This is a genomic window from Cupriavidus sp. MP-37 (assembly GCF_020618415.1).
Classification (GTDB): Bacteria; Pseudomonadota; Gammaproteobacteria; order Burkholderiales; family Burkholderiaceae; genus Cupriavidus.
This window is the reverse complement of the sequence record NZ_CP085344.1, coordinates 468,280-490,525: the sequence shown is the minus strand read 5'-3', so window position 1 is coordinate 490,525 and position 22,246 is coordinate 468,280. Positions and strand designations below refer to the sequence as shown.

The window sequence follows — 22,246 nt, the reverse complement described above, 5'->3', positions numbered from 1 at the left end:
AGCTTAGTCGAGGATCTTTGCCACGACGCCGGCGCCGACGGTACGGCCACCTTCGCGGATGGCGAAGCGCAGGCCTTCTTCCATGGCGATCGGGGCGATCAGCTTGACGGTGATCGACACGTTGTCGCCCGGCATGACCATTTCCTTGTCCTTCGGCAGCTCGATCGAGCCGGTCACGTCGGTGGTACGGAAGTAGAACTGCGGGCGGTAGTTGTTGAAGAACGGGGTGTGACGGCCGCCTTCGTCCTTCGACAGGATGTACACCTCGCCGGTGAAGTGGGTGTGCGGCTTGATCGAACCCGGCTTGCACAGCACCTGGCCGCGCTCGACGTCTTCACGCTTGGTGCCGCGCAGCAGCAGACCGACGTTGTCGCCAGCCTGGCCCTGGTCCAGCAGCTTGCGGAACATTTCCACGCCGGTGCAGGTGGTCTTCACGGTCGGCTTGATACCGACGATTTCGATTTCCTCGCCGACCTTGATCACGCCGCGCTCGATACGGCCGGTCACCACGGTGCCGCGACCCGAGATCGAGAACACGTCTTCCACCGGCATCAGGAAGGTACCGTCAACGGCACGCTCCGGCGTCGGGATGTAGGTGTCCAGCGCGTCGGCCAGGCGCATGATGGCTTCTTCGCCAAGGTCGCCCTTGTCGCCTTCCAGCGCCAGCTTGGCCGAACCCTTGATGATCGGGGTGTCGTCGCCGGGGAATTCGTACTTGCTCAGCAGCTCGCGCACTTCCATCTCGACCAGCTCGAGCAGTTCGGCGTCGTCCACCATGTCGCACTTGTTCAGGAACACGATGATGTACGGCACGCCAACCTGACGGGCCAGCAGGATGTGCTCGCGGGTCTGCGGCATCGGGCCGTCGGCGGCCGAGCACACCAGGATCGCGCCGTCCATCTGGGCGGCACCCGTGATCATGTTCTTCACGTAGTCGGCGTGGCCCGGGCAGTCAACGTGCGCGTAGTGGCGGTTGGCCGTCTCGTATTCGACGTGGGCGGTATTGATGGTAATACCGCGCGCCTTCTCTTCCGGCGCTGCGTCGATTTCGTCGTACTTCTTGGCCGCACCACCGAACTTCGCTGCCAGCACCGTGGCGATCGCTGCGGTCAGCGTGGTCTTGCCATGGTCAACGTGACCAATCGTACCAACGTTCACGTGCGGCTTGGTCCGCTCGAACTTTTCCTTTGCCATTTCGCGACTCCTGTCTCGGTAGCGATATTGCCAGTGCGTGGTATTTGGTGCCCATGGGCAGGATCGAACTGCCGACCTCTCCCTTACCAAGGGAGTGCTCTACCACTGAGCCACATGGGCGAAACTAGACGTACTACTTTATGACAGCAACCGCGCGACTGGAGCGGGTGAAGGGAATCGAACCCTCGTCGTAAGCTTGGAAGGCTTCTGCTCTACCATTGAGCTACACCCGCCTGGGTCTTTCCTGCTTCTTCACCGGCGTTGCCGGCTGCTGTCTTGCATTCTGGTGGAGAGGGCTGGATTCGAACCAGCGTAGGCGTAAGCCAACAGATTTACAGTCTGCCCCCTTTAGCCACTCGGGCACCTCTCCGCAGAGAACTATCGATTATGGGCTTCCTCGCCGCTCCTGTCAAGCACTTTCCGTTGCGGATGCTGTGCTGCGATGGCGTCGGGAGGGCGTTCCGGCGTGGCGTCTGGCGCTGCCTGACCGCTCCCACAAGCGCAGTTTAGATTTCTGCGTTCTCACCCTATAGGGGCTTTGCAAGACGGCTCCTGGCGGCTCTGGCGCGGCCTGGCGGAGCTGCGCCGTGACACGCGAACTGGTGGCAGAAAAGACAAAACCCCTCGCAGCGTTCGCTGTCGAGGGGTTTTGGGGATAAGAGCCTGGCGATGACCTACTTTCACACGGGTAATCCGCACTATCATCGGCGCGGAGTCGTTTCACGGACCTGTTCGGGATGGGAAGGGGTGGTTCCAACTCGCTATGGTCACCAGGCATGAGGGGTTGTGGCGCTGTCGGGTGGGACAGCGTCACGAATCGGGATGTAGTGTTGGTTGTGTGTATCGAGGCACAAGGCGATCGCTCACCAGGTGAAACACACTGGTTATAGGATCAAGCCTTACGGGCAATTAGTACTGGTTAGCTTAACGCATTACTGCGCTTCCACACCCAGCCTATCAACGTCCTGGTCTCGAACGACCCTTCAAGGAGGTCAAGCCTCCAGGGAATCCTCATCTTCAGGCGAGTTTCCCGCTTAGATGCTTTCAGCGGTTATCTCTTCCGTACATAGCTACCCTGCGATGCCTCTGGCGAGACAACAGGTACACCAGCGGTACGTCCACTCCGGTCCTCTCGTACTAGGAGCAGCCCCCGTCAAGATTCCAACGCCCACGGCAGATAGGGACCAAACTGTCTCACGACGTTTTAAACCCAGCTCACGTACCTCTTTAAATGGCGAACAGCCATACCCTTGGGACCGGCTACAGCCCCAGGATGAGATGAGCCGACATCGAGGTGCCAAACACCGCCGTCGATATGAACTCTTGGGCGGTATCAGCCTGTTATCCCCAGAGTACCTTTTATCCGTTGAGCGATGGCCCTTCCATTCAGAACCACCGGATCACTATGTCCTGCTTTCGCACCTGCTCGACTTGTCGGTCTCGCAGTTAAGCACGCTTTTGCCATTGCACTTTAGGTACGATGTCCGACCGTACCAAGCGTACCTTCGAACTCCTCCGTTACACTTTGGGAGGAGACCGCCCCAGTCAAACTGCCTACCATGCACTGTCCCCGACCCGGATTCACGGGCCAAGGTTAGAACCTCAAACAAACCAGGGTGGTATTTCAAGGACGGCTCCACGTAGACTAGCGTCCACGCTTCAAAGCCTCCCACCTATCCTACACAGATCGGTTCAAAGTCCAATGCAAAGCTACAGTAAAGGTTCATGGGGTCTTTCCGTCTAGCCGCGGGGAGATTGCATCATCACAAACACTTCAACTTCGCTGAGTCTCGGGAGGAGACAGTGTGGCCATCGTTACGCCATTCGTGCAGGTCGGAACTTACCCGACAAGGAATTTCGCTACCTTAGGACCGTTATAGTTACGGCCGCCGTTTACCGGGACTTCAATCAAGAGCTTGCACCCCATCATTTAATCTTCCGGCACCGGGCAGGCGTCACACCCTATACGTCCACTTTCGTGTTTGCAGAGTGCTGTGTTTTTATTAAACAGTCGCAGCCACCATTTTATTGCAACCCCTTCACCCTTCTGGCGCAGGCCAGTCAAGCTACCAGGGCGTACCTTATCCCGAAGTTACGGTACCAATTTGCCGAGTTCCTTCTCCCGAGTTCTCTCAAGCGCCTTAGAATACTCATCTCGCCCACCTGTGTCGGTTTGCGGTACGGTCTCGTATGACTGAAGCTTAGAGGCTTTTCTTGGAACCACTTCCAATTGCTTCGCAGCACTAGGCCGCTCGCCCCATAGCCTTGAATTACGCGCCCGGATTTGCCTAAGCGCCTTCTCCACTACAGGGACCGGGACTTCCAACACCCGGACAACCTTCCGCGATCCGTCCCCCCATCGCATCATACGACGGTGCAGGAATATTAACCTGCTTCCCATCAGCTACGCATCTCTGCCTCGCCTTAGGGGCCGACTCACCCTACGCCGATGAACGTTGCGTAGGAAACCTTGGGCTTACGGCGAGGGGGCCTTTCACCCCCTTTATCGCTACTCATGTCAGCATTCGCACTTCTGATACCTCCAGCATCCTTTACAAGACACCTTCACAGGCTTACAGAACGCTCTCCTACCACGCACTTGCGTGCGTCCGCAGCTTCGGTGACTGGCTTAGCCCCGTTACATCTTCCGCGCAGGACGACTCGATCAGTGAGCTATTACGCTTTCTTTAAAGGGTGGCTGCTTCTAAGCCAACCTCCTGACTGTTTTAGCCTTCCCACTTCGTTTCCCACTTAGCCAATCTTGGGGACCTTAGCTGGCGGTCTGGGTTGTTTCCCTCTTGACACCGGACGTTAGCACCCGATGTCTGTCTCCCGTGATTGCACTCTTCGGTATTCGGAGTTTGCTATGGCGGGGTAATCAGCAATAGACCCCCCAACCATGACAGTGCTCTACCCCCGAAGGTGAGACACGAGGCACTACCTAAATAGTTTTCGGAGAGAACCAGCTATTTCCAGATTTGTTTAGCCTTTCACCCCTATCCACAGCTCATCCCCTAACTTTTCAACGTTAGTGGGTTCGGTCCTCCAGTACGTGTTACCGCACCTTCAACCTGGCCATGGATAGATCATCTGGTTTCGGGTCTACACCCAGCGACTCAACGCCCTGTTCGGACTCGCTTTCGCTACGCCTTCCCTAATCGGTTAAGCTTGCCACTGAATGTAAGTCGCTGACCCATTATACAAAAGGTACGCCGTCACCCCCGAAAGGGCTCCGACTGTTTGTATGCATGCGGTTTCAGGATCTATTTCACTCCCCTCCCGGGGTTCTTTTCGCCTTTCCCTCACGGTACTGGTTCACTATCGGTCGATCACGAGTATTTAGCCTTGGAGGATGGTCCCCCCATCTTCAGACAGGATTTCACGTGTCCCGCCCTACTTGTCGCACACCTAGTTCCACAAGTCTGTTTTCGCATACAGGGCTATCACCTGCTATGGCCGGGCTTTCCATCCCGTTTTGCTAACAGTCCTGCTAAAGAGTGCAAGGCTCTTCCCATTTCGTTCGCCACTACTTTGGGAATCTCGGTTGATTTCTGTTCCTGCAGCTACTTAGATGTTTCAGTTCGCCGCGTTCGCTTCCCTTGCCTATGTATTCAGCAAGGGATGACCCATACGGGCCGGGTTTCCCCATTCGGACATCTCCGGATCAAAGCTCGTTTGCCAGCTCCCCGAAGCTTTTCGCAGGCTACCGCGTCCTTCATCGCCTGTGATCGCCAAGGCATCCACCACATGCACTTGTTCGCTTGACCCTATAACAAGTGTGTCTCAAGGACACCCTCACTACAGGTTGAGTTCTCGCATTTGTGCCGTATTCCAAGTCATCTTTCGATCACTTTAAAATACATTTGGTTGATACAATCACAACCCGGTATCGCGTTATACAACTGTGCTTCTCATCAAAGCACCGCGACACCTTTACTACATCCCATATTGTTAAAGAACAGCCGATCGTTAGATCGCTTGGCAATGCCAAAGGAAAGCACTCAGCAAGCGCTTTCCTTTGACAACCAATCCAAGGTACCAGGTGATGGTGGAGGATGACGGGATCGAACCGACGACCCCCTGCTTGCAAAGCAGGTGCTCTCCCAGCTGAGCTAATCCCCCTCGGATAACTTGGTGGGTCTGGTAGGACTTGAACCTACGACCCCCGCCTTATCAAGACGGTGCTCTAACCACCTGAGCTACAGACCCTTGGCTGTAACAGCAAACAAACCGATAAGTGTGAACGCTAGGCTTGAGACACAAGCCTCTGGAAAGGAGGTGATCCAGCCGCACCTTCCGATACGGCTACCTTGTTACGACTTCACCCCAGTCATGAACCCTGCCGTGGTAATCGCCCTCCTTGCGGTTAGGCTAACTACTTCTGGCAAAACCCACTCCCATGGTGTGACGGGCGGTGTGTACAAGACCCGGGAACGTATTCACCGCGGCATGCTGATCCGCGATTACTAGCGATTCCAGCTTCACGTAGTCGAGTTGCAGACTACGATCCGGACTACGATGCGTTTTCTGGGATTAGCTCCCCCTCGCGGGTTGGCAACCCTCTGTACGCACCATTGTATGACGTGTGAAGCCCTACCCATAAGGGCCATGAGGACTTGACGTCATCCCCACCTTCCTCCGGTTTGTCACCGGCAGTCTCTCTAGAGTGCTCTTGCGTAGCAACTAGAGACAAGGGTTGCGCTCGTTGCGGGACTTAACCCAACATCTCACGACACGAGCTGACGACAGCCATGCAGCACCTGTGTCCACTTTCCCTTTCGGGCACCTAATGCATCTCTGCTTCGTTAGTGGCATGTCAAGGGTAGGTAAGGTTTTTCGCGTTGCATCGAATTAATCCACATCATCCACCGCTTGTGCGGGTCCCCGTCAATTCCTTTGAGTTTTAATCTTGCGACCGTACTCCCCAGGCGGTCAACTTCACGCGTTAGCTACGTTACTGAAGAAATGAATCCCCAACAACTAGTTGACATCGTTTAGGGCGTGGACTACCAGGGTATCTAATCCTGTTTGCTCCCCACGCTTTCGTGCATGAGCGTCAGTCACGTCCCAGGGGGCTGCCTTCGCCATCGGTATTCCTCCACATCTCTACGCATTTCACTGCTACACGTGGAATTCTACCCCCCTCTGACATACTCTAGCCTGACAGTCACAAGCGCCATTCCCAAGTTGAGCTCGGGGATTTCACGCCTGTCTTATCAAACCGCCTGCGCACGCTTTACGCCCAGTAATTCCGATTAACGCTCGCACCCTACGTATTACCGCGGCTGCTGGCACGTAGTTAGCCGGTGCTTATTCTTCCGGTACCGTCATCGACCCGGGGTATTAACCCAGGCCATTTCTTTCCGGACAAAAGTGCTTTACAACCCGAAGGCCTTCTTCACACACGCGGCATTGCTGGATCAGGGTTGCCCCCATTGTCCAAAATTCCCCACTGCTGCCTCCCGTAGGAGTCTGGGCCGTGTCTCAGTCCCAGTGTGGCTGATCGTCCTCTCAGACCAGCTACTGATCGTCGCCTTGGTAGGCCTTTACCCCACCAACTAGCTAATCAGACATCGGCCGCTCCTATCGCGCGAGGCCTTGCGGTCCCCCGCTTTCACCCTCGGGTCGTATGCGGTATTAGCTAATCTTTCGACTAGTTATCCCCCACGACAGGGCACGTTCCGATGTATTACTCACCCGTTCGCCACTCGCCGCCAGGCCGAAGCCCGCGCTGCCGTTCGACTTGCATGTGTAAGGCATGCCGCCAGCGTTCAATCTGAGCCAGGATCAAACTCTTCAGTTCAATCTCTGTGTGCCCCGAAGGGCTCGCTCTTTCGAGCGGTCGCTCACTCTCAGAAAACTGACTGACCAGATCCGAAGATCCAGTCACGTTTTGCTGTGCGAGCACTGTATAACTTGAAGCATCACTGTCCGTAGACAGTGGCGTCCGCTACCCAGCGCCCACACTTATCGGTTGTTTGTTTGTTAAAGAACTTCGCCACCCGGCTTTGCCGTTCAGCGCGCTGCGTTGTCTGCAGCAGAGAAACGAGATTATGCAGAGCTTTCTTCGTTTCGTCAACCGTTCGCAGCAATCTTTTTTGCTCCCGCCGGCGCTGCAAACCTTGCCGCGCCAGCCTCCCGGCCAACCCCGCAACCGTTGCTGCGCCTGCCTTGCAGCGCCGCGTCGTGTTGCGAGGGGGCGAATAGTAAGCGAGCGCGGCGGGGTTGGCAAGCGGTTCCGCGAAATAATTCGATGACACTGGAAAGTCCCTGCCGAAGGAGCACCAATTTGTCAGCCGCAGCCCCATGATTCATGATCTGGGCTGAAGCGCACCAGGCTCACCGCCGCCGCGGCCTAGCATGGCGGCCAGACCCAAATCCGGATCCTCATGACCATCAGAATCGTAAGACTGGGTACACCGCGTGCGGCCGACGAGGGCCTGCGGGTCGGTACCGTGCGCCGACCGCCGCGGGGCGTGCCCAAATCGGAGTTTGCGAGCCGCGATTACTACGATGTCTGGTACCCGGCGCTTTCGCCATCCCCAGAGCTGGTCGCGCAGGCACTCCATGCGACCGACGATAAAGAGTGGCGGGCTTTCGTGCGGCGTTTCCGCAAGGAAATGGCCGAGCCGGACGCCAGCCGCACGCTAGATCTCTTGGCGGCGCTGTCGCACCAGACCAATTTCTCAGTGGGCTGCTATTGCGAAGACGAAGCGCGTTGCCACCGCTCCGTCTTGCGCGAACTGCTCGCCGAACGCGGCGCCGTGATCGACTGAGTTGCGCGGCGTGCCGGGATCTGCCCGGCTTTGTTCTCCCGTTTTCCCGCTTCCCTTTTTCCGATGGCGCTGAACGTAGTCTGGCTCGGCTTCTTCCTGATTTCCTTCTCCGCCGCCTGCGTCCGCGTGGCGCAGGGCGACCTCGCGGTCTTCCCGGCGATGCTGGGCAGCCTGTTCGACAGCGCCCGCACCGCCTTCGAGATCGCGCTCGGACTGGCGGGGGTAATGAGCCTGTGGCTGGGCATCATGCGCATCGGCGAGCGCGCCGGCGTTGTCGATGCCTTCGCCCGGCTGGTGAACCCGCTGCTGCGGCACTTCTTTCCCGGCGTGCCCCAGGGCCATCCGGCACAGGGCGCCATGATGATGAACGTATCGGCCAACCTGCTCGGGCTCGACAACGCCGCCACGCCGCTGGGCCTGAACGCCATGCGCGAGCTGCAGACGCTGAACCGGCGCCCGGACGTCGCCACCGACGCGCAGATCATGTTCATTGTGCTGAACTCTGCCGGGCTGACGCTGATCCCGACTTCGGTCATCGCCATCCGCCAGGCCATCGCGGTCAAGCAGGGGCTGGTCGGCTTCAACGCCGCTGACATCTTCTTGCCGACGCTGCTGGCCACCGGCGGCGCCTGCCTGGCCGGGCTGCTGGCGGTGGCGTGGGTCCAGCGGATCAACTTGCTGCGGCCCGCGGTTCTGGCGACATTCGGCATTGTGATCGCGCTGCTTGGGGCAATGTTCGCCTGGTTGCAGCATGCACCGCCCGAGCAGGTCGGCACTGTGACGGCGCTGGCTGGTGCCGGCTTCATCCTGTCCTTGATCACCCTCTTCCTGATCTGCGGTGCGCTGCGCCGGGTCAACGTGTACGAGGCGTTTATCGACGGCGCCAAGGAAGGCTTCGGCGTAGCCGTGCAGATCATTCCCTATCTGGTTGCGATCCTGGTCGCGATTGGCCTGTTCCGCGCCGCCGGATGCATGGACGTGCTGATGGCCTGGCTCATGCAGGGGTTCGCGATGCTGGGCGTCAACACCGACTTTGTCCCGGCGCTGCCGGTCGGACTGATGAAGATCCTGTCCGGCGCCGGAGCGCGCGGGCTGATGGTCGACGTGATGACGACCTACGGCGTCGATTCATTCCAGGGGCGCCTGGCGGCGATTATCCAGGGGTCGACCGAAACTACCTTCTATGTTCTGGCGGTTTATTTCGGCAGCATCAATGTGCGGAATACGCGCCATGCGCTGGGTTGCGCGTTGGTGGCAGACGCTGCCGGAATTGTTTGTGCGGTGGGCGCCGCATACCTGTTCCGATAACCGCGTAACGCCCTGAATTTGTTGCGCCAGCACAACGACATTGTGCGCATCGTCGTACATTGACACATTGGACTTGGTGCGTCGCAACAAAGCATGTATAGTGAAGTCTGTCTCCTCCACCACCTCGGTGGATTCCAACCCACGCATAACCTGCGTGGGTTTTTTTTCGCCTGCATTCGGTCGCTTGCCGCCAGGGGCGATACGCTTTGTGCCGATACGTTTTCCGCAACGCAACAGGCCCCACCTCGGAGCGACGGCGTGGGAACCGGCAGAGTACTGCCGGCGAGTGAGACATCGCCCCGACTCACCACCCGCGGGCGGGACTTTACGGAACGCACCCTTGGCCTATATTGATTGGATACCGTCCGCCGCCAGCACGAGGCACGCCATGCCAGACATCACGTTCCCTCGCAGCCTCCCCACCTACTGTGCAGCCAGCCTGACGCTGTCCTGCCCCGCGACGGTCAACGGCAGTCCCACTTTGTATTCCGTCACCGCCGAGGCACTCGAAGCCCATTTCGGCGCGCGCTCGCCGCGCGAAGAAGACCTGGTAGCGGCCTTCACCAATAATCGTCAGCGCATCGAGCGGCTGGCCGAAAGCCTGTTCGAGCTGACCGAGGCGCGTGAAATCGTGCTGCGCAGCGGCCATTTCCGCTTCGCCGGCTGAACATCGGCATCGCCGCGCGGCCCTGGCCGCCAGGGCGTTTCAATCGGCTTTGGCTTCGCCGCGCACCAGCAGCACCGGTACGGTCGACTGGCGGATCACCGCCTCGGCCACGCTGCCCAGCACCAGCCGGCGCACGCCGCGCCGGCCATGCGTGCCGATCACCAGCAGATCTGCGCCCCATTGGCGCGCAGCCTCATTGATGGAAGCACCGATATCGCCAGGCACCGCAGCTGCGGTGACCAGACTGGTTTCATGCGCGACGCCGGCCCCGGCCAGGCGCTGCGCCGCGCCTTGCAGGGCCCGCTTGCCGCTTTCCTCAAAGGCCTTTTGCAACTGGCTTGGGTCGTAGTAGCCGGCGTCGAATATTGGCGTGCCCGTGTCGACGACATAGAGCGCCAGCACGGTGGCCCCGCCGGGGGACGCGACGCGAATGGCTTCATCAACCGCCAGATCGGACGTGCTGCTGCCGTCCACCGCCACCACGATCTTGCTGTATGCCGCGCGAGTCATGAGCGTACCTCCGTCGATGGAAAAGGAATGCGGCGTAGTGCCACCTGTCTTGGATAGTACACATCCGGCGAAACTGGCGTCCTGCGCCGGCGCAAACGCGGCGCACCAATTAAATTGACCGACCGGTCGGTTTATATATAATAGGTCCAGCCGTGCCGGACCGAATTGGCGCGGCGCCCCGCCAGAGGAGACGCTATGTATACGCAGAGTCTTGACCTGCCCGGCCAGCACGCCGATGCAGCGCAAGCCAGCGCGCGCCCCGATCAAGCCGCCCGCCAGGCGGCATTCGATGCGTGCATGGCCGCCGACGGCAAGATCGAGCCGCAGGACTGGATGCCGCAGGCCTACCGCAAGACCCTGGTGCGCCAGATCTCGCAACACGCACACTCCGAAATCGTCGGCATGCTGCCTGAGGGCAACTGGATCAGCCGGGCGCCGTCGCTCAAGCGCAAGGCCATCCTGCTGGCCAAGGTGCAGGATGAAGGCGGTCACGGCCTCTACCTGTATTCCGCGGCCGAGACCCTGGACGCGTCGCGTGACGACATGATCGATGCGCTGCACAGCGGCAAGGCCAAGTATTCATCGATCTTCAATTACCCGACGCTGACCTGGGCCGACGTCGGGGTAATCGGCTGGCTGGTCGACGGCGCCGCGATCATGAACCAGATCCCGTTGTGCCGCTGCTCATACGGACCGTATGCGCGCGCCATGATCCGCATCTGCAAGGAAGAATCGTTCCACCAGCGCCAGGGCTTCGATGCACTGCTGGCCATGATGCGCGGCACCGACGCCCAGCGCGAGATGGTGCAGGACGCAGTCAACCGCTGGTGGTTCCCGGTGCTGATGATGTTCGGCCCGCCCGATGCGGCCTCGACCAACAGCGCCCAGACCATGGCCTGGGGCATCAAGCGCATCTCCAACGACGACCTGCGCCAGAAGTTTGTCGATGCCACGGTCGAACAGGCGCGCGTGCTTGGCGTGACCCTGCCCGACCCCGGCCTGCAATGGAATGCCGAGCGCGGCCACTACGACTACAGCCCGCTCGACTGGGATGAATTCTGGCGTGTCATCAACGGCGACGGACCGTGCAACAAGGAGCGCCTGGCCACCCGCGTGAAGGCGCACGAGGACGGCGCCTGGGTGCGCGAGGCCGCGCTGGCCCACGCCGCCAAGCTGGCCGAACGCGAATCCGCCGCCGGACGCGCTGCCGCCTGATCACCGACATCGCCGAGGAGAGCACGATGCAACGCAAGGAATGGCCGCTGTGGGAAGTGTTCGTGCGCAGCAAGCAAGGCCTGGAACACAAGCATTGCGGCAGCCTGCACGCGGCCGACGCCCAGCAGGCGCTGCACATGGCGCGCGACGTCTATACGCGGCGCCAGGAAGGTGTATCGATCTGGGTGGTGCCGTCCGCGGCCATCACCGCCAGCGTGCCGGAGGAAAAGCCGGAGCTGTTCGATCCGATGGCCGACAAGATCTACCGGCACCCGACGTTCTACCAGCTGCCCGACGAAGTCAACCACATGTAAGGCCCCGCACGATGACCGCGTCCCCACAGCCTGCCGTGCCTGCTTCGCTCGACCACCTGCCGCCGGCACGCACCGCCGCGCTGCGCTACGTGCTGCGCCTGGCCGACAACGCCCTGATCCTCGGCCAGCGCAACGCCGAATGGTGTGGCCATGGGCCGGTGCTGGAAGAAGACATCGCGTTGGCCAATATCAGCCTCGATCTGATCGGCCAGGCGCGGCTGCTGTACGGCCGTGCCGGCGAACTGGAGGGCGAGCTGACCGGCCTGCCGCGCCATGAGGATGACTACGCCTACTGGCGCGCCGAGCGCGAGTTCCGCAACTGGACGCTGCTGGAGCTGCCGCACCGCGGTCCGCTTGCTGGCAACGCCGCGGCCGAGCGCGACTACGCCGTCACCATCGCGCGCAACTTCCTGTACAGCGCGCTGATGGTCGAACTCTGGCAAGCCTTGCAGGCCAGCCGGGACGAGCAGCTGGCCGCGATCGCCGCCAAGGCGCTCAAGGAGGCGCGCTATCACCTGCACCACGCGGCCGGCTGGATGGTGCGGCTGGGCGACGGCACCGAGGCCTCGCACGCCCGCATGCAGCGCGCGCTCGAACACCTGCTGCCGTATATGAACGAGTGCTTTGCCGAAGACGCGGTTGAAAGCGAAGCCGCCGCGCAGGGCATCGGCGTGGTCACCGCCACCCTGCGCGCGGCCTGGGACGCCACCGTCGCGGAGACCCTGCAGGCGGCCACGCTGACTTTGCCGCCGGCCACGGGCTTTGTCTCGGCCGGCAAGCACGGCGTCCATTCGGAACACATGAGCTACCTGCTGGGCGAGATGCAGGGGCTGGCGCGGGCCCATCCGGGCGCGCAATGGTGAGCGCACGCTTCAGTGCAAAGGGTTGATCCACATGAACGTCATCCCCCTCCCCTCCCACAACGTGAACGACGCAGGCGCCACCGGTGCGCGCGTCGCGCGCGCGTGGGCGGCGCTCGAGGCGGTGCCGGACCCGGAGATCCCGGTGGTGTCGATCCGCGAGCTGGGCATCCTGCGCGAGGTGGTAGCGGCGCCGGACGGCGTGCTGGAGATCGTCATCACACCCACCTATTCCGGCTGCCCGGCGATGTCGCAGATCGGTGAGGACATCGGCCACGCGCTGGACCGCGCCGCGCTGGGACCGTGGCGCATCCGCACCGTGCTGGCGCCGGCCTGGACCACGGACTGGATCACCCCGGCCGCGCGCGAGCGCCTGCGCGCGTTCGGCATCGCGCCGCCGGGACAGTGCGGCACACCGGCCGCAGCGCAGCCGCTGCGCTTCGTGCCGCGCGCCGCGCGCGCCGGCACACCCGATGCGGTGGCCTGCCCGCGCTGCGGCAGCGTGCATACGCAAGAGATCTCGCGCTTTGCCTCGACCGCCTGCAAGGCCCTGTACCGGTGCCTGGACTGCCGCGAGCCGTTCGACTATTTCAAACCCTACTGAGCCCCCGGGCCGAGCCAGGCTGCCATGACTCCACAGTTCCACCCGCTGCGCGTGGCGCAGGTGCGCCCCGAGACCGCCGACACCATCTCGATCGCCTTCGAGGTGCCGGACGCGCTGCGCGATGCCTACCGCTTCACGCAAGGCCAGTTCCTGACGCTGAGGGCGCCGGTCGACGGCAAGGACCTGCGGCGCTCCTACTCGATCTGTTCGGCGGTGCAGGACTATGACGCGCACGGCGAATTGCGCGTGGCGGTCAAGCTGGTGGAGGACGGGCTGTTTTCCAGCCATCTGCACGATTCCATCGCCCCCGGCCAGGTGATCGACGTGATGACGCCCGACGGTCGTTTCCACGTGCCGCTCGATGCCGAGGCGGCGCGCCACTATGTCGCCTTTGCCGCTGGCAGCGGCATCACGCCGGTGCTGTCGCTGATCCGCACCACGCTGCGGGCCGAGCCGCACAGCCGCTTCACGCTGGTCTATGGCAACCGCAATGTCGACAGCATCATCTTTTCCGAGGCGCTGGAGGACCTGAAGAACCAGTACCTGGCGCGCTTCACGCTCTACCACGTGCTGTCGCGCCAGCCGCAGGAGGTGGAACTGCTGCACGGCCGGCTCGACCACGCGCGGGTGAGCGCCTTCCTGCAGACGCTGATCCCGGTCGACGATATCGACGCGGCCTTTGTCTGCGGCCCGGCCTCGATGATCGACGAGGTCGAGGCGGCGCTGCGCGATGCGGGCCTGGATCCGCACCGGATCCACGCCGAGCGCTTCGGCGTGCCGCTGGCGCCAACGCGGCGCAAGCCGGCCGCCGCCCATCCCGCCCACGCGGACCAGGCCCGCACCGCGGAACTGGTGGTGGTGCTCGATGGCAAGCAGCACAGCATGCGCCTGCCGCTGGAGGACGCCAACGTGCTCGACACCGCGCTGGCGGCCGGGCTCGATCTGCCCTACGCGTGCAAGGGCGGCGTCTGTTGCACCTGCCGCGCCAAGGTGCTGGAGGGCAAGGTGGAGATGGAAAAGAACTACACGCTGGAGCCCTGGGAGATGGACAGGGGCTTTGTGCTGACCTGCCAGGCACGCGCGCTGACGCCGCGGGTGGTGGTCAGCTACGACGAACGCTGATCCTGGCACGCCGTCGCGTGCGTCGTCAGACAATCGCCGACATTGGCCAGCACGGGCCGTGACTACAATGGCGGCAGGCGGCGCCCTGCTGGCGCGATGCTTGCAGGCGGGTGATCAGGCGCGCGGTGCGGGCAGCTGTCGCGCCGCCGCCGCGGCGGCGCCAGCGAACCGCCCCACCCATATACAATCACGGCCATGCAATATATCCACGTCGTCAACGGTGATGTCGCAGGCACGACCCTGCGCCAGGCGCTGGCCCAGGCTGCCCGGCCGGACCCTGTCGTGGTGCTGCGCGACGATCTCGCCGTCGGTCCGCTGGCGGACATCGACAGCACCGGGATGATCCGCTCGGGCTTCTGGCAGCGCGTCGCCCCGCACACCGACATCGACTTCGCCGCCGAAATGCGCCAGGCGCTGGACCAGCTGCTGGCGCTGCGGCAGGACGACATGGAAGTGGCGATCTGGCACGGCCAGAGCGCGGCCGACCAGCTGATGCTGCGCCGGGTGGTGTTCCACCTGTACCAGGCGCCGCAGCGGATCAACGAGGTCGCGATGGACCTGCGCGAACTCGAAACCCCCGCACAGGGCAACCTGGCGGCGATCGGCATGTATTCGCCGGCGCGGCTGGCGCGGCGCTTTTCCACCATCGCCCCGGTCTCGGTGCTGCGGCTGGGGCGCCTGGGTTACGAGTGGCAGCAGAACGTCAAGGAAAACGCCGACGTGCGGCTGTGGAAGGGCAACACGCTGGTGCCGGCGGCCTATCGCAGCATCGACGACATCATCATGGAGCGCGCCCCGTCCGACTGGACCCCGGCGGCGCAGGTGGTGGGCAGCGTGATGGGCGCGATCGAGGGCCTGCTGGCCAGCGACTGGTTCGTGTTCTGGCGCTGCCGCGAGCTGATCGCCATGGGCCAGCTGGTGCTGCGCGGCAACGCCGACTCGCTCGATACCTGCGAGCTGCGCCGCCATGCCGGCGGCAGCGGAGGCGAATAAACAAGAATATATGGCCCGTACCAAGGCACCCGATTTCGAGGCGCAGCGCGAGCAGATCCTGGACCTGGCCGCCGCCGCCTTTGCCAACAGCAGCTACCCCAGCACCTCGATGGCCGACCTCGCCGCCGCCTGCGGCACCTCCAAGGCGCGGCTGTACCACTACTACGAGAGCAAGGAAGCGATCCTGTTCGACCTGCTGGACCGCTACACGCGCCGGCTGATGCTGCTCGTCACCGAAGTCGAAGCCGACGCCGAACGCCACGCCCGCACCGACAAGGACGCCTTCGGCAACCTGATCCGCGCCTTCCTGGCCGAGTACGAGACCTCGCAGACGCGCCATATCGCCCTGATCAACGACGTCAAGTTCCTGGCCGAGACCCAGCGCGACCTGATCCTGGGGCGCGAGCGCGACGTGGTCGCGGCGTTCTCGCGCCTGCTGCGCCGCGCCTACCCGGAGCGGGTCACGCGCGAGAACCAGACCGCGCTGACCATGACCATCTTCGGCATGATCAACTGGACCTTCACCTGGCTCAAGCCGGGCGGCCGGCTCTCGTACGCCGACTTTGCCGAGATGGTGGTCGACCTGCTCGAAGGCGGCCTGCCCGGCCGCGCTGGCGCCGGGCGCTGAGCCGCCCGGGCCTCGCCGCGCCCGCGCCTACATCCACTCGGCCTCTTCACGCTGGCGCCGCTGCTCGCGGTCCTGGCGGAACATCTCTTCCAGCTCGTCGCGCGCCTGGCGCGCCAGCGAGACCAGCTTCTTCTGGTCGGTGTAGTGCGGATAGAAGCGGTCGATCGCCTCGATGTTGTGGCGCCGGAACCGCAGCGCCACGTTGCGCGCCTCGCCCGGGTCGAAGCCCAGCCCTTCCAGCACGCGCCGGCCCAGCATCAGCGAGCCCTCGAACATCTCGCGCTCGAACAGCTGCACGCCGCGGTCCTTGAGCTGGTAGACATGCGAGACATGGCGCGCACGGGCGTAGATCTGAAGATCGGGGAAGCGCTCGCGCACCCGGTCGATCAGCGCCAGGCTGTCGTCCATGCTGTCGATGGCCACCACCAGGATGCGCGCGTCGGCAATGCCGGCGGCTTCCAGCAGGTCCAGCCGCGTGGCGTCGCCATAGAACACCTTGAAGCCGTACTGGCGCAGGAATTCGATCTGGTCGGGATCGTGGTCCAGCACCGTCACGCCCACGCCCTGGGTGTACAGCAGGCGCCCGATGATCTGGCCGAAGCGCCCGAAGCCGGCGATCAGCACCGGGTTGTGCTGTGGCGTGATGACTTCGTCCGGGCGCGCCTTGCCGGCGCCGATGCGCGGCGCCACCAGCCGGTCATAGGCCAGCAGCAGCAGCGGCGTGGCCACCATCGACAGCGCCACCACCAGCACCAGCAAGGCCTCGGTCTCGCGCGGCAGCAGCCCGGCGCCGCCGGCGACGCCGAACACCACGAAGGCGAATTCCCCGCCCTGCGAGATCAGCAGCGCAAACAGCAGGCGCTGCCCACGGGCAATCGAAAAATGCCGCGCCAGCAACGCCAGCACCACGGTCTTGGCCACCACGAAGGCGGCCACCAGGCCCAGCACCAGCCACGGCGAGCGCGCCAGCACGGCGAAGTCGATCGACATGCCGACCGCCATGAAGAACAGCCCCAGCAGCAGGCCCTTGAACGGCTCCAGGTCGGCCTCGAGCGCGTGGCGGTATTCCGAATCGGCCAGCAGCACGCCGGCCAGGAAGGTGCCCAGCGCCATCGACAAGCCCACCGCGTCCATCATCAGCGCGATGCCGACCACCAGCAGCAACGCAAAGGCGGTGAACATCTCGCGCATGTCGGTGCGGGCGATGAACCGCAGCGCCGGCCGTACCAGGTAGCGGCCCCCCGCCACCACCGCGCCGATGACCGCCACCGCCTTGCCCGCCGCCAGCCAGCCGGCCGCGCCGGCGCCGGCGCCTGCGGCGCCCTGGGTGGCCAGCAGCGGCAGCAGCGCGATCATCGGGATCGCGGCGATGTCCTGGAACAGCAGGATGCCGAAGCTGGCGGCGCCTGCCGGCGTGCCGAACAGGTTGCGCTCGGTCAGCGTCGCCAGCGCGATCGCGGTGGACGACAGCGCCAGCCCCAGCCCCGCCACCAGCGCCACCTGCCAGGGCGCGCCCGCCAGCGCCGCGGCCCCGCCGATCACCAGCGCGCAGGCGGCCAGCTGCGCGCCGCCGTAGCCGAAGATGCTACGCCGCAGCGCCCACAGCTTGCGCGGCTCCAGTTCCAGGCCGATCACGAACATCATCAGCACCACGCCGAACTCGGAGAAGTGCAGGATCGATTCGACATCGGTCACCAGGCGCAGCGCGAACGGCCCGATCGCCGCGCCGGCCAGCAGGTAGCCCAGCACCGCGCCCAGCCCGCCGCGCCGCGCCAGCGGCACCGCCACCACCGCCGCGACCAGAAACACCAGCAGCGCAATCAGGAAGTCATGCTGGTTCATGCCTGCACCTCCGCCGGGGCCGGATGGGTGCCCAGCCGCCCGCAGACGTGGGCGATGTGGTCGGCCAGCGCCTGTGCATCGGCATTGTGGGCGTCGTGCAGCACCACTGGCGGCAGCCACGTCATGCCGCACAGCAAGGCGGTCTGCTCGAGCGGCAGCAGGAACTCTGCGAGCGGGTGGCCATGCGTGCCTTCCGGCCCGTACGCGTCGGCCGTGCCCCCGGTACTGACCACCGCCAGCAGCGACTTGCCGCGCAGCGCGGTGCCGCCCGGGCCATAGGCCCAGCCCGGCTCCAGCACTTCATCCAGCCACAGCTTGAGCATGGCCGGCACGCTGTACCACCGCACCGGGAACTGCAGCACGATGGTGTCCGAGACCGACAGCACCCGCTGCTCGGCCACGACATCGATGTCATAGTCGACATAGCTGCGGTACAGGTCGCGTACCTGAACCTGCGGCAACGCGTCCAGCGCATCGGCCAGCGGCCGGTTCACGCGCGAGCGGCTGGGCATTGGGTGCGCGTAGATCACAACGATGGGGGGCTCGTTCATCGAAAGACGTAGGGCTGACTGGGTAATCGGAAAAAACGGCGAGGTCGGGAGGAATTGTCGCGTTGCACCAAATCCACACCTGACGGCGCGCAACAATTCATCACATTTTTTTAAGCTGTTGTTTTGATTGATCTTTATTTGCCGGCATGACCCGCTTGGCTTCTGTTGCGGCGCAGGAAGCTTACGCCAGACTGACAATTCCACTACAATACTTTTCGCGCTGCATCAAGTTGGTGTTTCCCCGAGTCTTGCATCGATGCGGGGAAAGTGCCTGGAAAAACACCACCGCAGTGCCTATTTTTATCTGACAGCACCGGAAGGAATCATCGTGAACCCGCTCGAACTGAGCAAGGCCGTCGGCGCACTGACCGACGAAGATCTGCGCAAGGCAGCCGAAGCCGCCCAAGCCGCCCATCGCGCCACCGTCCTGGTGCGCGAACTGTCGGCCCACCACCGCTCGCGCCTGCTGAAGCATTTCCTCGCCCTCGGCGAGGAAGATCGCCTGCTCCGTTTCGGCCAGTCGGTGGGCGACCACGTGATCGAAGCCTATGTCGACAGCATCGACTTCGACCATGACAGCGTGTTCGGCGTCTACGACGACAAGCTCGAGCTGATCGGCGTGGGCCATTTCGCCAACCTGCGCGACAACGCCCAGGGCCGCGTGGCCGAGTTCGGCGTGTCGGTGTCGGGCAGCGCCCGCGGCCGCGGCATCGGCAGCGCGCTGTTCGAGCGGGCCGCCATCCATGGTCGCAACACCAACGTCCGCACGTTGTACATGCACTGCCTGTCGCGCAATGCCGCGATGATGCATATCGCCAAGAAGGCCGGCATGAAGGTCCAGTATGCCTACGGCGAGGCCGATGCCTACCTGGAACTGCCGCCGGCGGACACCGCCAGCCGCCTCAGCGAGGCGCTGGACGAGCAGCTCGCCGACCTGGACTACGCGGTGCGCCGCAACCTGCGCGACGCCCGCCGCTTCGGCCTGCGCTTCTGGCGCACCATGGTGCCGCAAAAGCATACCGCCTGAGCGGCCGGGCCCACGGGCCAGACCGGCCGGAGGGTATCGACAAAAACGGCGCATCGCAACGATGCGCCGTTTTGCTTTGCGGACCCCGGCCGCGCCGCTCAGGCCGCGCCGCCCACCGGCAGCGCCGTGGTGTCCTTGATGCTTTCCAGCGCGAAGCTCGAGCGCACGTCGATCACCGACGGATGCGCCAGCAGCTGTTCCTGCATGAAGCGCGCAAAGTGCTCCATGTCCTCGACATAGACCTTGAGCAGCAAGTCCATCTCGCCGGTCATGGCGTGGCAGGCCGCCACCTCCGGCCACACGGCGATGGAGGCGCGGAACAGGTCCAGCGGGGCCTTGCCCTTGGGCGCGCCACCATGCTTTTCCAGCCGCACATTGATATAGGCCAGCAGGCCGAGGCCGATCTTGTTGGGCTCCAGCAGCGCCGCGTACTGCCGGATCACGCCGATCTCTTCCAGCCGCCGGATGCGGCGCAGGCAGGGGCTGGGCGACAGGTTCACGCGCTCGGCCACCTCCAGGTTGGTCAACCGGCCGTTGGTCTGCAGCACTTCCAGGATCTTCCGGTCGATCTTGTCCAACTCCACCTTGCTCACGATATTGTTGCTCCGCAATATGTTTATTGGCAATTTTTTTGCGCAAATTTAGCAAGCCGTGCACAAGTACGCAATTTTTTGTGAAATTACATCCGATCTGCGCCCGATTTTGTGGGGTCGGCGGCCTTATCGGTCACTCGCGCGTCGGCCGGTCGGGCCGGGCAACTCCAAGTCTGGTGGCGCGGCCGGATGTCGCGGACGCGCGCTGACCGGAGAACCGGGCGAGGTGGCGCGCAGGTTCCGGCAAACAGGGAAGCGGCATTCTACGGGCGTTTGCGTCCGCGCCAGTGCGTTCCTGTCCCGGAGCGATCCACGTTGTCCGCTGAACGGACAAAAAAAAGCGCGCGGCCGTCAGGCTCGCGCGCTTGGTGGGTTCGCTGGCAGCGGCGCTCAGGTGGCGCACAGGCGGCGCTGCCGGGGACCGCTCAGCCGCCGCTGGTGGACGGTGCCGCCGGGTTGGCCGGTGCCGGCTGGCTGGCGGGCGCCTGGCCGCGCGGGCCCCGGTCGCCACGCTCGCCACGATGGGGACGGTCGCGGTGCATCTTCTCCATGCCGGCGCGGATTTCATCGCGGGTCAGCTTGCCGTCGCGGTTGGCGTCGAGCTGGTCGAAGCGCTTGGCCAGGCGCGGCAGCCCGGCATTGGCCTCGGCCTTGGTCAGCGCGCCGTCGCCGTTCTTGTCGGCGGCCTTGAACTTCTCGTCGAAGGCGGCCTGCATGCGCGCGTGATGCTCGGCCATGGCGGCCTTGCGGTGCGCATCCATCTCGGCCTTGTCGATCTTGCCGTCGCGGTTGGTGTCGAGCTTGTTGAACCACGCGTCGGCCTCGGCCTTGGAGATGGCGCCGTCGCCGTCGGTATCGATCGCCTTCATCCACATGCCGCCACCATGGTGACGGTGGTGGTGGCCCATGCCCGGCTTGCCGGCCGGTGCCGGCGCGGCCGGGGCGCTGGCCTGGGCAAAGGCGCCGCCGGCAACCAGCAGGGCGGCGGACGCGGCCAGGAACTGTTTCAGGATCTGCGGCTTGTGATTGCGTTGCATGTCTTGCTCCTTGTCATCACGTTGGCATGTACGGATTAGAACGCAGACGATGCAGCGAAGTTGGCGCTTTTAATACGATGTTACCCGCCTCACAGAAAGCGGTGAGCGGCGTAAGGGAAGGCAAGCAAAGGCGAATAATCGATGCGCCGGCTGCCTATGGCTGCGCTTTTGGCGCCATCTGGCCCTCGTCGGCCGCCTCGGGCGACATCACCGATTGGTACTGGCGCGGATCGACGGGCTGAGGCTGGGGCTGCGCCGGCTGGCCCGGCGTTGCCTGAACCGGTTGTGGCTGAGGCTGGACTTGCTGCGCCGGCGCCTGGGACTGAGCTTGCGGCTGCGGCTGGACCGGTTGCCCCGGCGGCTGGCTGCGCGGCGGCTGTGCCGGTGCAGGCTGGCCGGCGGCCTGCGCCGGCGGCGGCATGGGCGTTGCCATGGGCGCCGCCGCGCCGGCCGGCGGCGTTGGCAGCGGGCTGGCACCGCGCGGCGCGCCGCGCGTGGCGCCCGCCTGCAGCGGCAAGGCGATCTCCTGGCGCACGCCATTGCGCTCGATCACTACGGCGCGCTGGCGCACTTCCACCAGCCGGATCTGCGGCGCCAGGTCGGCCCCCATGCGCACCGCCTTGGCCGGGCCGCCATCGATGGAGACGATCGCGGCGCTGGCGCCGCCGCCAAGCTCGGCCACGACGCCAAGCAGCTGCACGTTGCTCGGCCCGGCCTGGGCCGAGCCGCCGAACAGCGTCGCCACCGCGCCGGTCTCGACCGCCTCGGTCTGCGCCACGCGCGCGCTCTTGGGCACCGGGATGGTCCGCATCGCGCTGAACGTCAGCACCCAGTAGGTGACCAGCGCGCACAGCGCGATAAACAGCGCCGCGCTGGCCAGGCGCGGCAGCCACAGCGCGGAGGCATCAAAGCGGAACGAAGGCCGGAGGGACAATTGCATGGATCGGGACCCTGGATACCCGCCGCGGCGGGTCATGGCGCGAGAGCGCAGACGCGCCAAGCGTA

General features: G+C 63.8%; 18 protein-coding genes, 5 tRNA genes and 3 rRNA genes. 11 read left to right on the top strand and 15 right to left on the bottom strand.

The genetic code is table 11. The features are described 5' to 3' along the window. Window positions 1–3: 3 nt before the first annotated feature. The 9 genes from tuf to LIN44_RS02270 all read right to left on the bottom strand — a co-directional run bounded on the left by tuf (window position 4) and on the right by LIN44_RS02270 (window position 6,997). Window positions 4–1,194 carry an elongation factor Tu gene (gene tuf / locus LIN44_RS02310; protein WP_018004885.1) on the bottom strand — a complete coding sequence of 397 codons (1,191 nt, stop codon included), beginning with the start codon at window positions 1,192–1,194 and terminating at the stop codon, window positions 4–6. A gap of 45 nt (window positions 1,195–1,239) precedes the next feature. Then, window positions 1,240–1,314: transfer RNA gene (locus LIN44_RS02305), tRNA-Thr, on the bottom strand. 39 nt (window positions 1,315–1,353) lie between these two features. Then, a tRNA-Gly gene (locus LIN44_RS02300) sits at window positions 1,354–1,427 on the bottom strand. Between the two features lie 51 nt (window positions 1,428–1,478). Further along, window positions 1,479–1,564, bottom strand: a tRNA-Tyr gene (locus tag LIN44_RS02295). A gap of 291 nt (window positions 1,565–1,855) precedes the next feature. Then, window positions 1,856–1,969 (bottom strand): 5S ribosomal RNA (rrf, locus tag LIN44_RS02290). Window positions 1,970–2,082: 113 nt separating this feature from the next. Further along, window positions 2,083–4,961: ribosomal RNA gene (locus tag LIN44_RS02285) — 23S ribosomal RNA — on the bottom strand. Window positions 4,962–5,240: 279 nt separating this feature from the next. Beyond that, window positions 5,241–5,316 (bottom strand) — tRNA-Ala (locus tag LIN44_RS02280). A gap of 10 nt (window positions 5,317–5,326) precedes the next feature. After that, a tRNA-Ile gene (locus tag LIN44_RS02275) sits at window positions 5,327–5,403 on the bottom strand. 62 nt (window positions 5,404–5,465) lie between these two features. Continuing rightward, window positions 5,466–6,997 (bottom strand): 16S ribosomal RNA (locus tag LIN44_RS02270). Together the 16S, 23S and 5S rRNA genes with 5 tRNA genes alongside form the textbook arrangement of a ribosomal RNA operon. A gap of 586 nt (window positions 6,998–7,583) precedes the next feature. Here LIN44_RS02270 and LIN44_RS02265 point away from each other — a divergent pair. The 3 genes from LIN44_RS02265 (at window position 7,584) to LIN44_RS02255 (ending at window position 9,945) form a co-directional block, all read left to right on the top strand. Further along, entirely contained in the window at window positions 7,584–7,970 is a 387-nt protein-coding gene (locus tag LIN44_RS02265) for a DUF488 domain-containing protein (RefSeq protein WP_227313376.1), read from the top strand. A gap of 63 nt (window positions 7,971–8,033) precedes the next feature. Then, a complete protein-coding gene (locus LIN44_RS02260; RefSeq protein ID WP_227313375.1) occupies window positions 8,034–9,278 on the top strand; it encodes a nucleoside recognition domain-containing protein in 1,245 nt (414 codons plus the stop codon). A 388-nt stretch (window positions 9,279–9,666) separates the two neighbouring features. Beyond that, the gene (locus LIN44_RS02255) at window positions 9,667–9,945 is read left to right on the top strand and encodes a DUF1488 domain-containing protein (protein WP_018006086.1); all 279 of its coding nucleotides are present in this window, start codon (window positions 9,667–9,669) and stop codon (window positions 9,943–9,945) included. Window positions 9,946–9,984: 39 nt separating this feature from the next. Here the strand turns inward: LIN44_RS02255 and LIN44_RS02250 are convergent, their stop codons facing one another. Beyond that, entirely contained in the window at window positions 9,985–10,455 is a 471-nt protein-coding gene (locus LIN44_RS02250) for a universal stress protein (RefSeq protein ID WP_227313374.1), read from the bottom strand. Between the two features lie 195 nt (window positions 10,456–10,650). On the opposite strand from LIN44_RS02250, the gene paaA reads away from it, so the two are divergent. The 7 genes from paaA (at window position 10,651) to LIN44_RS02215 (ending at window position 16,191) form a co-directional block, all read left to right on the top strand. Continuing rightward, a complete protein-coding gene (gene paaA, locus LIN44_RS02245; RefSeq protein ID WP_227313373.1) occupies window positions 10,651–11,670 on the top strand; it encodes a 1,2-phenylacetyl-CoA epoxidase subunit PaaA in 1,020 nt (339 codons plus the stop codon). 26 nt (window positions 11,671–11,696) lie between these two features. After that, window positions 11,697–11,984: a 1,2-phenylacetyl-CoA epoxidase subunit PaaB gene (gene paaB / locus LIN44_RS02240; RefSeq protein WP_012354162.1), complete on the top strand. Its 288-nt coding sequence runs from the start codon at window positions 11,697–11,699 to the stop codon at window positions 11,982–11,984. A gap of 11 nt (window positions 11,985–11,995) precedes the next feature. Further along, window positions 11,996–12,847 (top strand): 1,2-phenylacetyl-CoA epoxidase subunit PaaC, encoded by an 852-nt coding sequence (gene paaC, locus LIN44_RS02235; protein WP_227313372.1) that lies wholly within the window; start codon window positions 11,996–11,998, stop codon window positions 12,845–12,847. 31 nt (window positions 12,848–12,878) lie between these two features. Beyond that, window positions 12,879–13,448: a 1,2-phenylacetyl-CoA epoxidase subunit PaaD gene (gene paaD, locus LIN44_RS02230; protein WP_227313371.1), complete on the top strand. Its 570-nt coding sequence runs from the start codon at window positions 12,879–12,881 to the stop codon at window positions 13,446–13,448. Window positions 13,449–13,472: 24 nt separating this feature from the next. Continuing rightward, window positions 13,473–14,570 carry a 1,2-phenylacetyl-CoA epoxidase subunit PaaE gene (paaE, locus tag LIN44_RS02225; RefSeq protein WP_227313370.1) on the top strand — a complete coding sequence of 366 codons (1,098 nt, stop codon included), beginning with the start codon at window positions 13,473–13,475 and terminating at the stop codon, window positions 14,568–14,570. A 195-nt stretch (window positions 14,571–14,765) separates the two neighbouring features. Further along, on the top strand, window positions 14,766–15,563 hold the full coding sequence (locus tag LIN44_RS02220) for a DUF1835 domain-containing protein (protein ID WP_227313369.1): 798 nt from the start codon (window positions 14,766–14,768) through the stop codon (window positions 15,561–15,563). Window positions 15,564–15,573: 10 nt separating this feature from the next. After that, entirely contained in the window at window positions 15,574–16,191 is a 618-nt protein-coding gene (locus tag LIN44_RS02215) for a TetR/AcrR family transcriptional regulator (protein WP_227313368.1), read from the top strand. 27 nt (window positions 16,192–16,218) lie between these two features. Here LIN44_RS02215 and kefC read toward each other — a convergent pair whose 3' ends face one another. Beyond that, window positions 16,219–18,033 (bottom strand): glutathione-regulated potassium-efflux system protein KefC, encoded by a 1,815-nt coding sequence (gene kefC / locus LIN44_RS02210; protein WP_227313367.1) that lies wholly within the window; start codon window positions 18,031–18,033, stop codon window positions 16,219–16,221. Beyond that, window positions 18,030–18,584: an NAD(P)H-dependent oxidoreductase gene (locus LIN44_RS02205; RefSeq protein WP_227313366.1), complete on the bottom strand. Its 555-nt coding sequence runs from the start codon at window positions 18,582–18,584 to the stop codon at window positions 18,030–18,032. Before LIN44_RS02205 ends, kefC begins: the two co-directional genes overlap by 4 nt. Window positions 18,585–18,912: 328 nt before the next feature. On the opposite strand from LIN44_RS02205, the gene LIN44_RS02200 reads away from it, so the two are divergent. After that, window positions 18,913–19,611 (top strand): GNAT family N-acetyltransferase, encoded by a 699-nt coding sequence (locus tag LIN44_RS02200; protein WP_012354170.1) that lies wholly within the window; start codon window positions 18,913–18,915, stop codon window positions 19,609–19,611. 98 nt (window positions 19,612–19,709) lie between these two features. On the opposite strand, the gene LIN44_RS02195 is transcribed toward LIN44_RS02200, so the two are convergent. The 3 genes from LIN44_RS02195 to LIN44_RS02185 form a co-directional block, all read right to left on the bottom strand. Beyond that, window positions 19,710–20,204, bottom strand: a complete 495-nt coding sequence (locus LIN44_RS02195; RefSeq protein WP_010813460.1) for an Lrp/AsnC family transcriptional regulator — start codon at window positions 20,202–20,204, stop codon at window positions 19,710–19,712. Window positions 20,205–20,629: 425 nt separating this feature from the next. After that, entirely contained in the window at window positions 20,630–21,241 is a 612-nt protein-coding gene (locus LIN44_RS02190; protein ID WP_227313365.1) for an EF-hand domain-containing protein, read from the bottom strand. Between the two features lie 154 nt (window positions 21,242–21,395). After that, window positions 21,396–22,181 carry a type II secretion system protein N gene (locus tag LIN44_RS02185; RefSeq protein WP_227313364.1) on the bottom strand — a complete coding sequence of 262 codons (786 nt, stop codon included), beginning with the start codon at window positions 22,179–22,181 and terminating at the stop codon, window positions 21,396–21,398. Between the last annotated feature and the right edge of the window lie 65 nt (window positions 22,182–22,246).

What these genes read in the sequence shown, in the direction of transcription:
- tuf (WP_018004885.1), bottom strand. Translation starts at nt 1,194, where the DNA reads ATGGCAAAGGAAAAGTTCGAGCGGACCAAGCCGCACGTGAACGTTGGT.
- LIN44_RS02265 (WP_227313376.1), top strand. Translation starts at nt 7,584, where the DNA reads ATGACCATCAGAATCGTAAGACTGGGTACACCGCGTGCGGCCGACGAG.
- LIN44_RS02260 (WP_227313375.1), top strand. Translation starts at nt 8,034, where the DNA reads ATGGCGCTGAACGTAGTCTGGCTCGGCTTCTTCCTGATTTCCTTCTCC.
- LIN44_RS02255 (WP_018006086.1), top strand. Translation starts at nt 9,667, where the DNA reads ATGCCAGACATCACGTTCCCTCGCAGCCTCCCCACCTACTGTGCAGCC.
- LIN44_RS02250 (WP_227313374.1), bottom strand. Translation starts at nt 10,455, where the DNA reads ATGACTCGCGCGGCATACAGCAAGATCGTGGTGGCGGTGGACGGCAGC.
- paaA (WP_227313373.1), top strand. Translation starts at nt 10,651, where the DNA reads ATGTATACGCAGAGTCTTGACCTGCCCGGCCAGCACGCCGATGCAGCG.
- paaB (WP_012354162.1), top strand. Translation starts at nt 11,697, where the DNA reads ATGCAACGCAAGGAATGGCCGCTGTGGGAAGTGTTCGTGCGCAGCAAG.
- paaC (WP_227313372.1), top strand. Translation starts at nt 11,996, where the DNA reads ATGACCGCGTCCCCACAGCCTGCCGTGCCTGCTTCGCTCGACCACCTG.
- paaD (WP_227313371.1), top strand. Translation starts at nt 12,879, where the DNA reads ATGAACGTCATCCCCCTCCCCTCCCACAACGTGAACGACGCAGGCGCC.
- paaE (WP_227313370.1), top strand. Translation starts at nt 13,473, where the DNA reads ATGACTCCACAGTTCCACCCGCTGCGCGTGGCGCAGGTGCGCCCCGAG.
- LIN44_RS02220 (WP_227313369.1), top strand. Translation starts at nt 14,766, where the DNA reads ATGCAATATATCCACGTCGTCAACGGTGATGTCGCAGGCACGACCCTG.
- LIN44_RS02215 (WP_227313368.1), top strand. Translation starts at nt 15,574, where the DNA reads ATGGCCCGTACCAAGGCACCCGATTTCGAGGCGCAGCGCGAGCAGATC.
- kefC (WP_227313367.1), bottom strand. Translation starts at nt 18,033, where the DNA reads ATGAACCAGCATGACTTCCTGATTGCGCTGCTGGTGTTTCTGGTCGCG.
- LIN44_RS02205 (WP_227313366.1), bottom strand. Translation starts at nt 18,584, where the DNA reads ATGAACGAGCCCCCCATCGTTGTGATCTACGCGCACCCAATGCCCAGC.
- LIN44_RS02190 (WP_227313365.1), bottom strand. Translation starts at nt 21,241, where the DNA reads ATGCAACGCAATCACAAGCCGCAGATCCTGAAACAGTTCCTGGCCGCG.
- LIN44_RS02185 (WP_227313364.1), bottom strand. Translation starts at nt 22,181, where the DNA reads ATGCAATTGTCCCTCCGGCCTTCGTTCCGCTTTGATGCCTCCGCGCTG.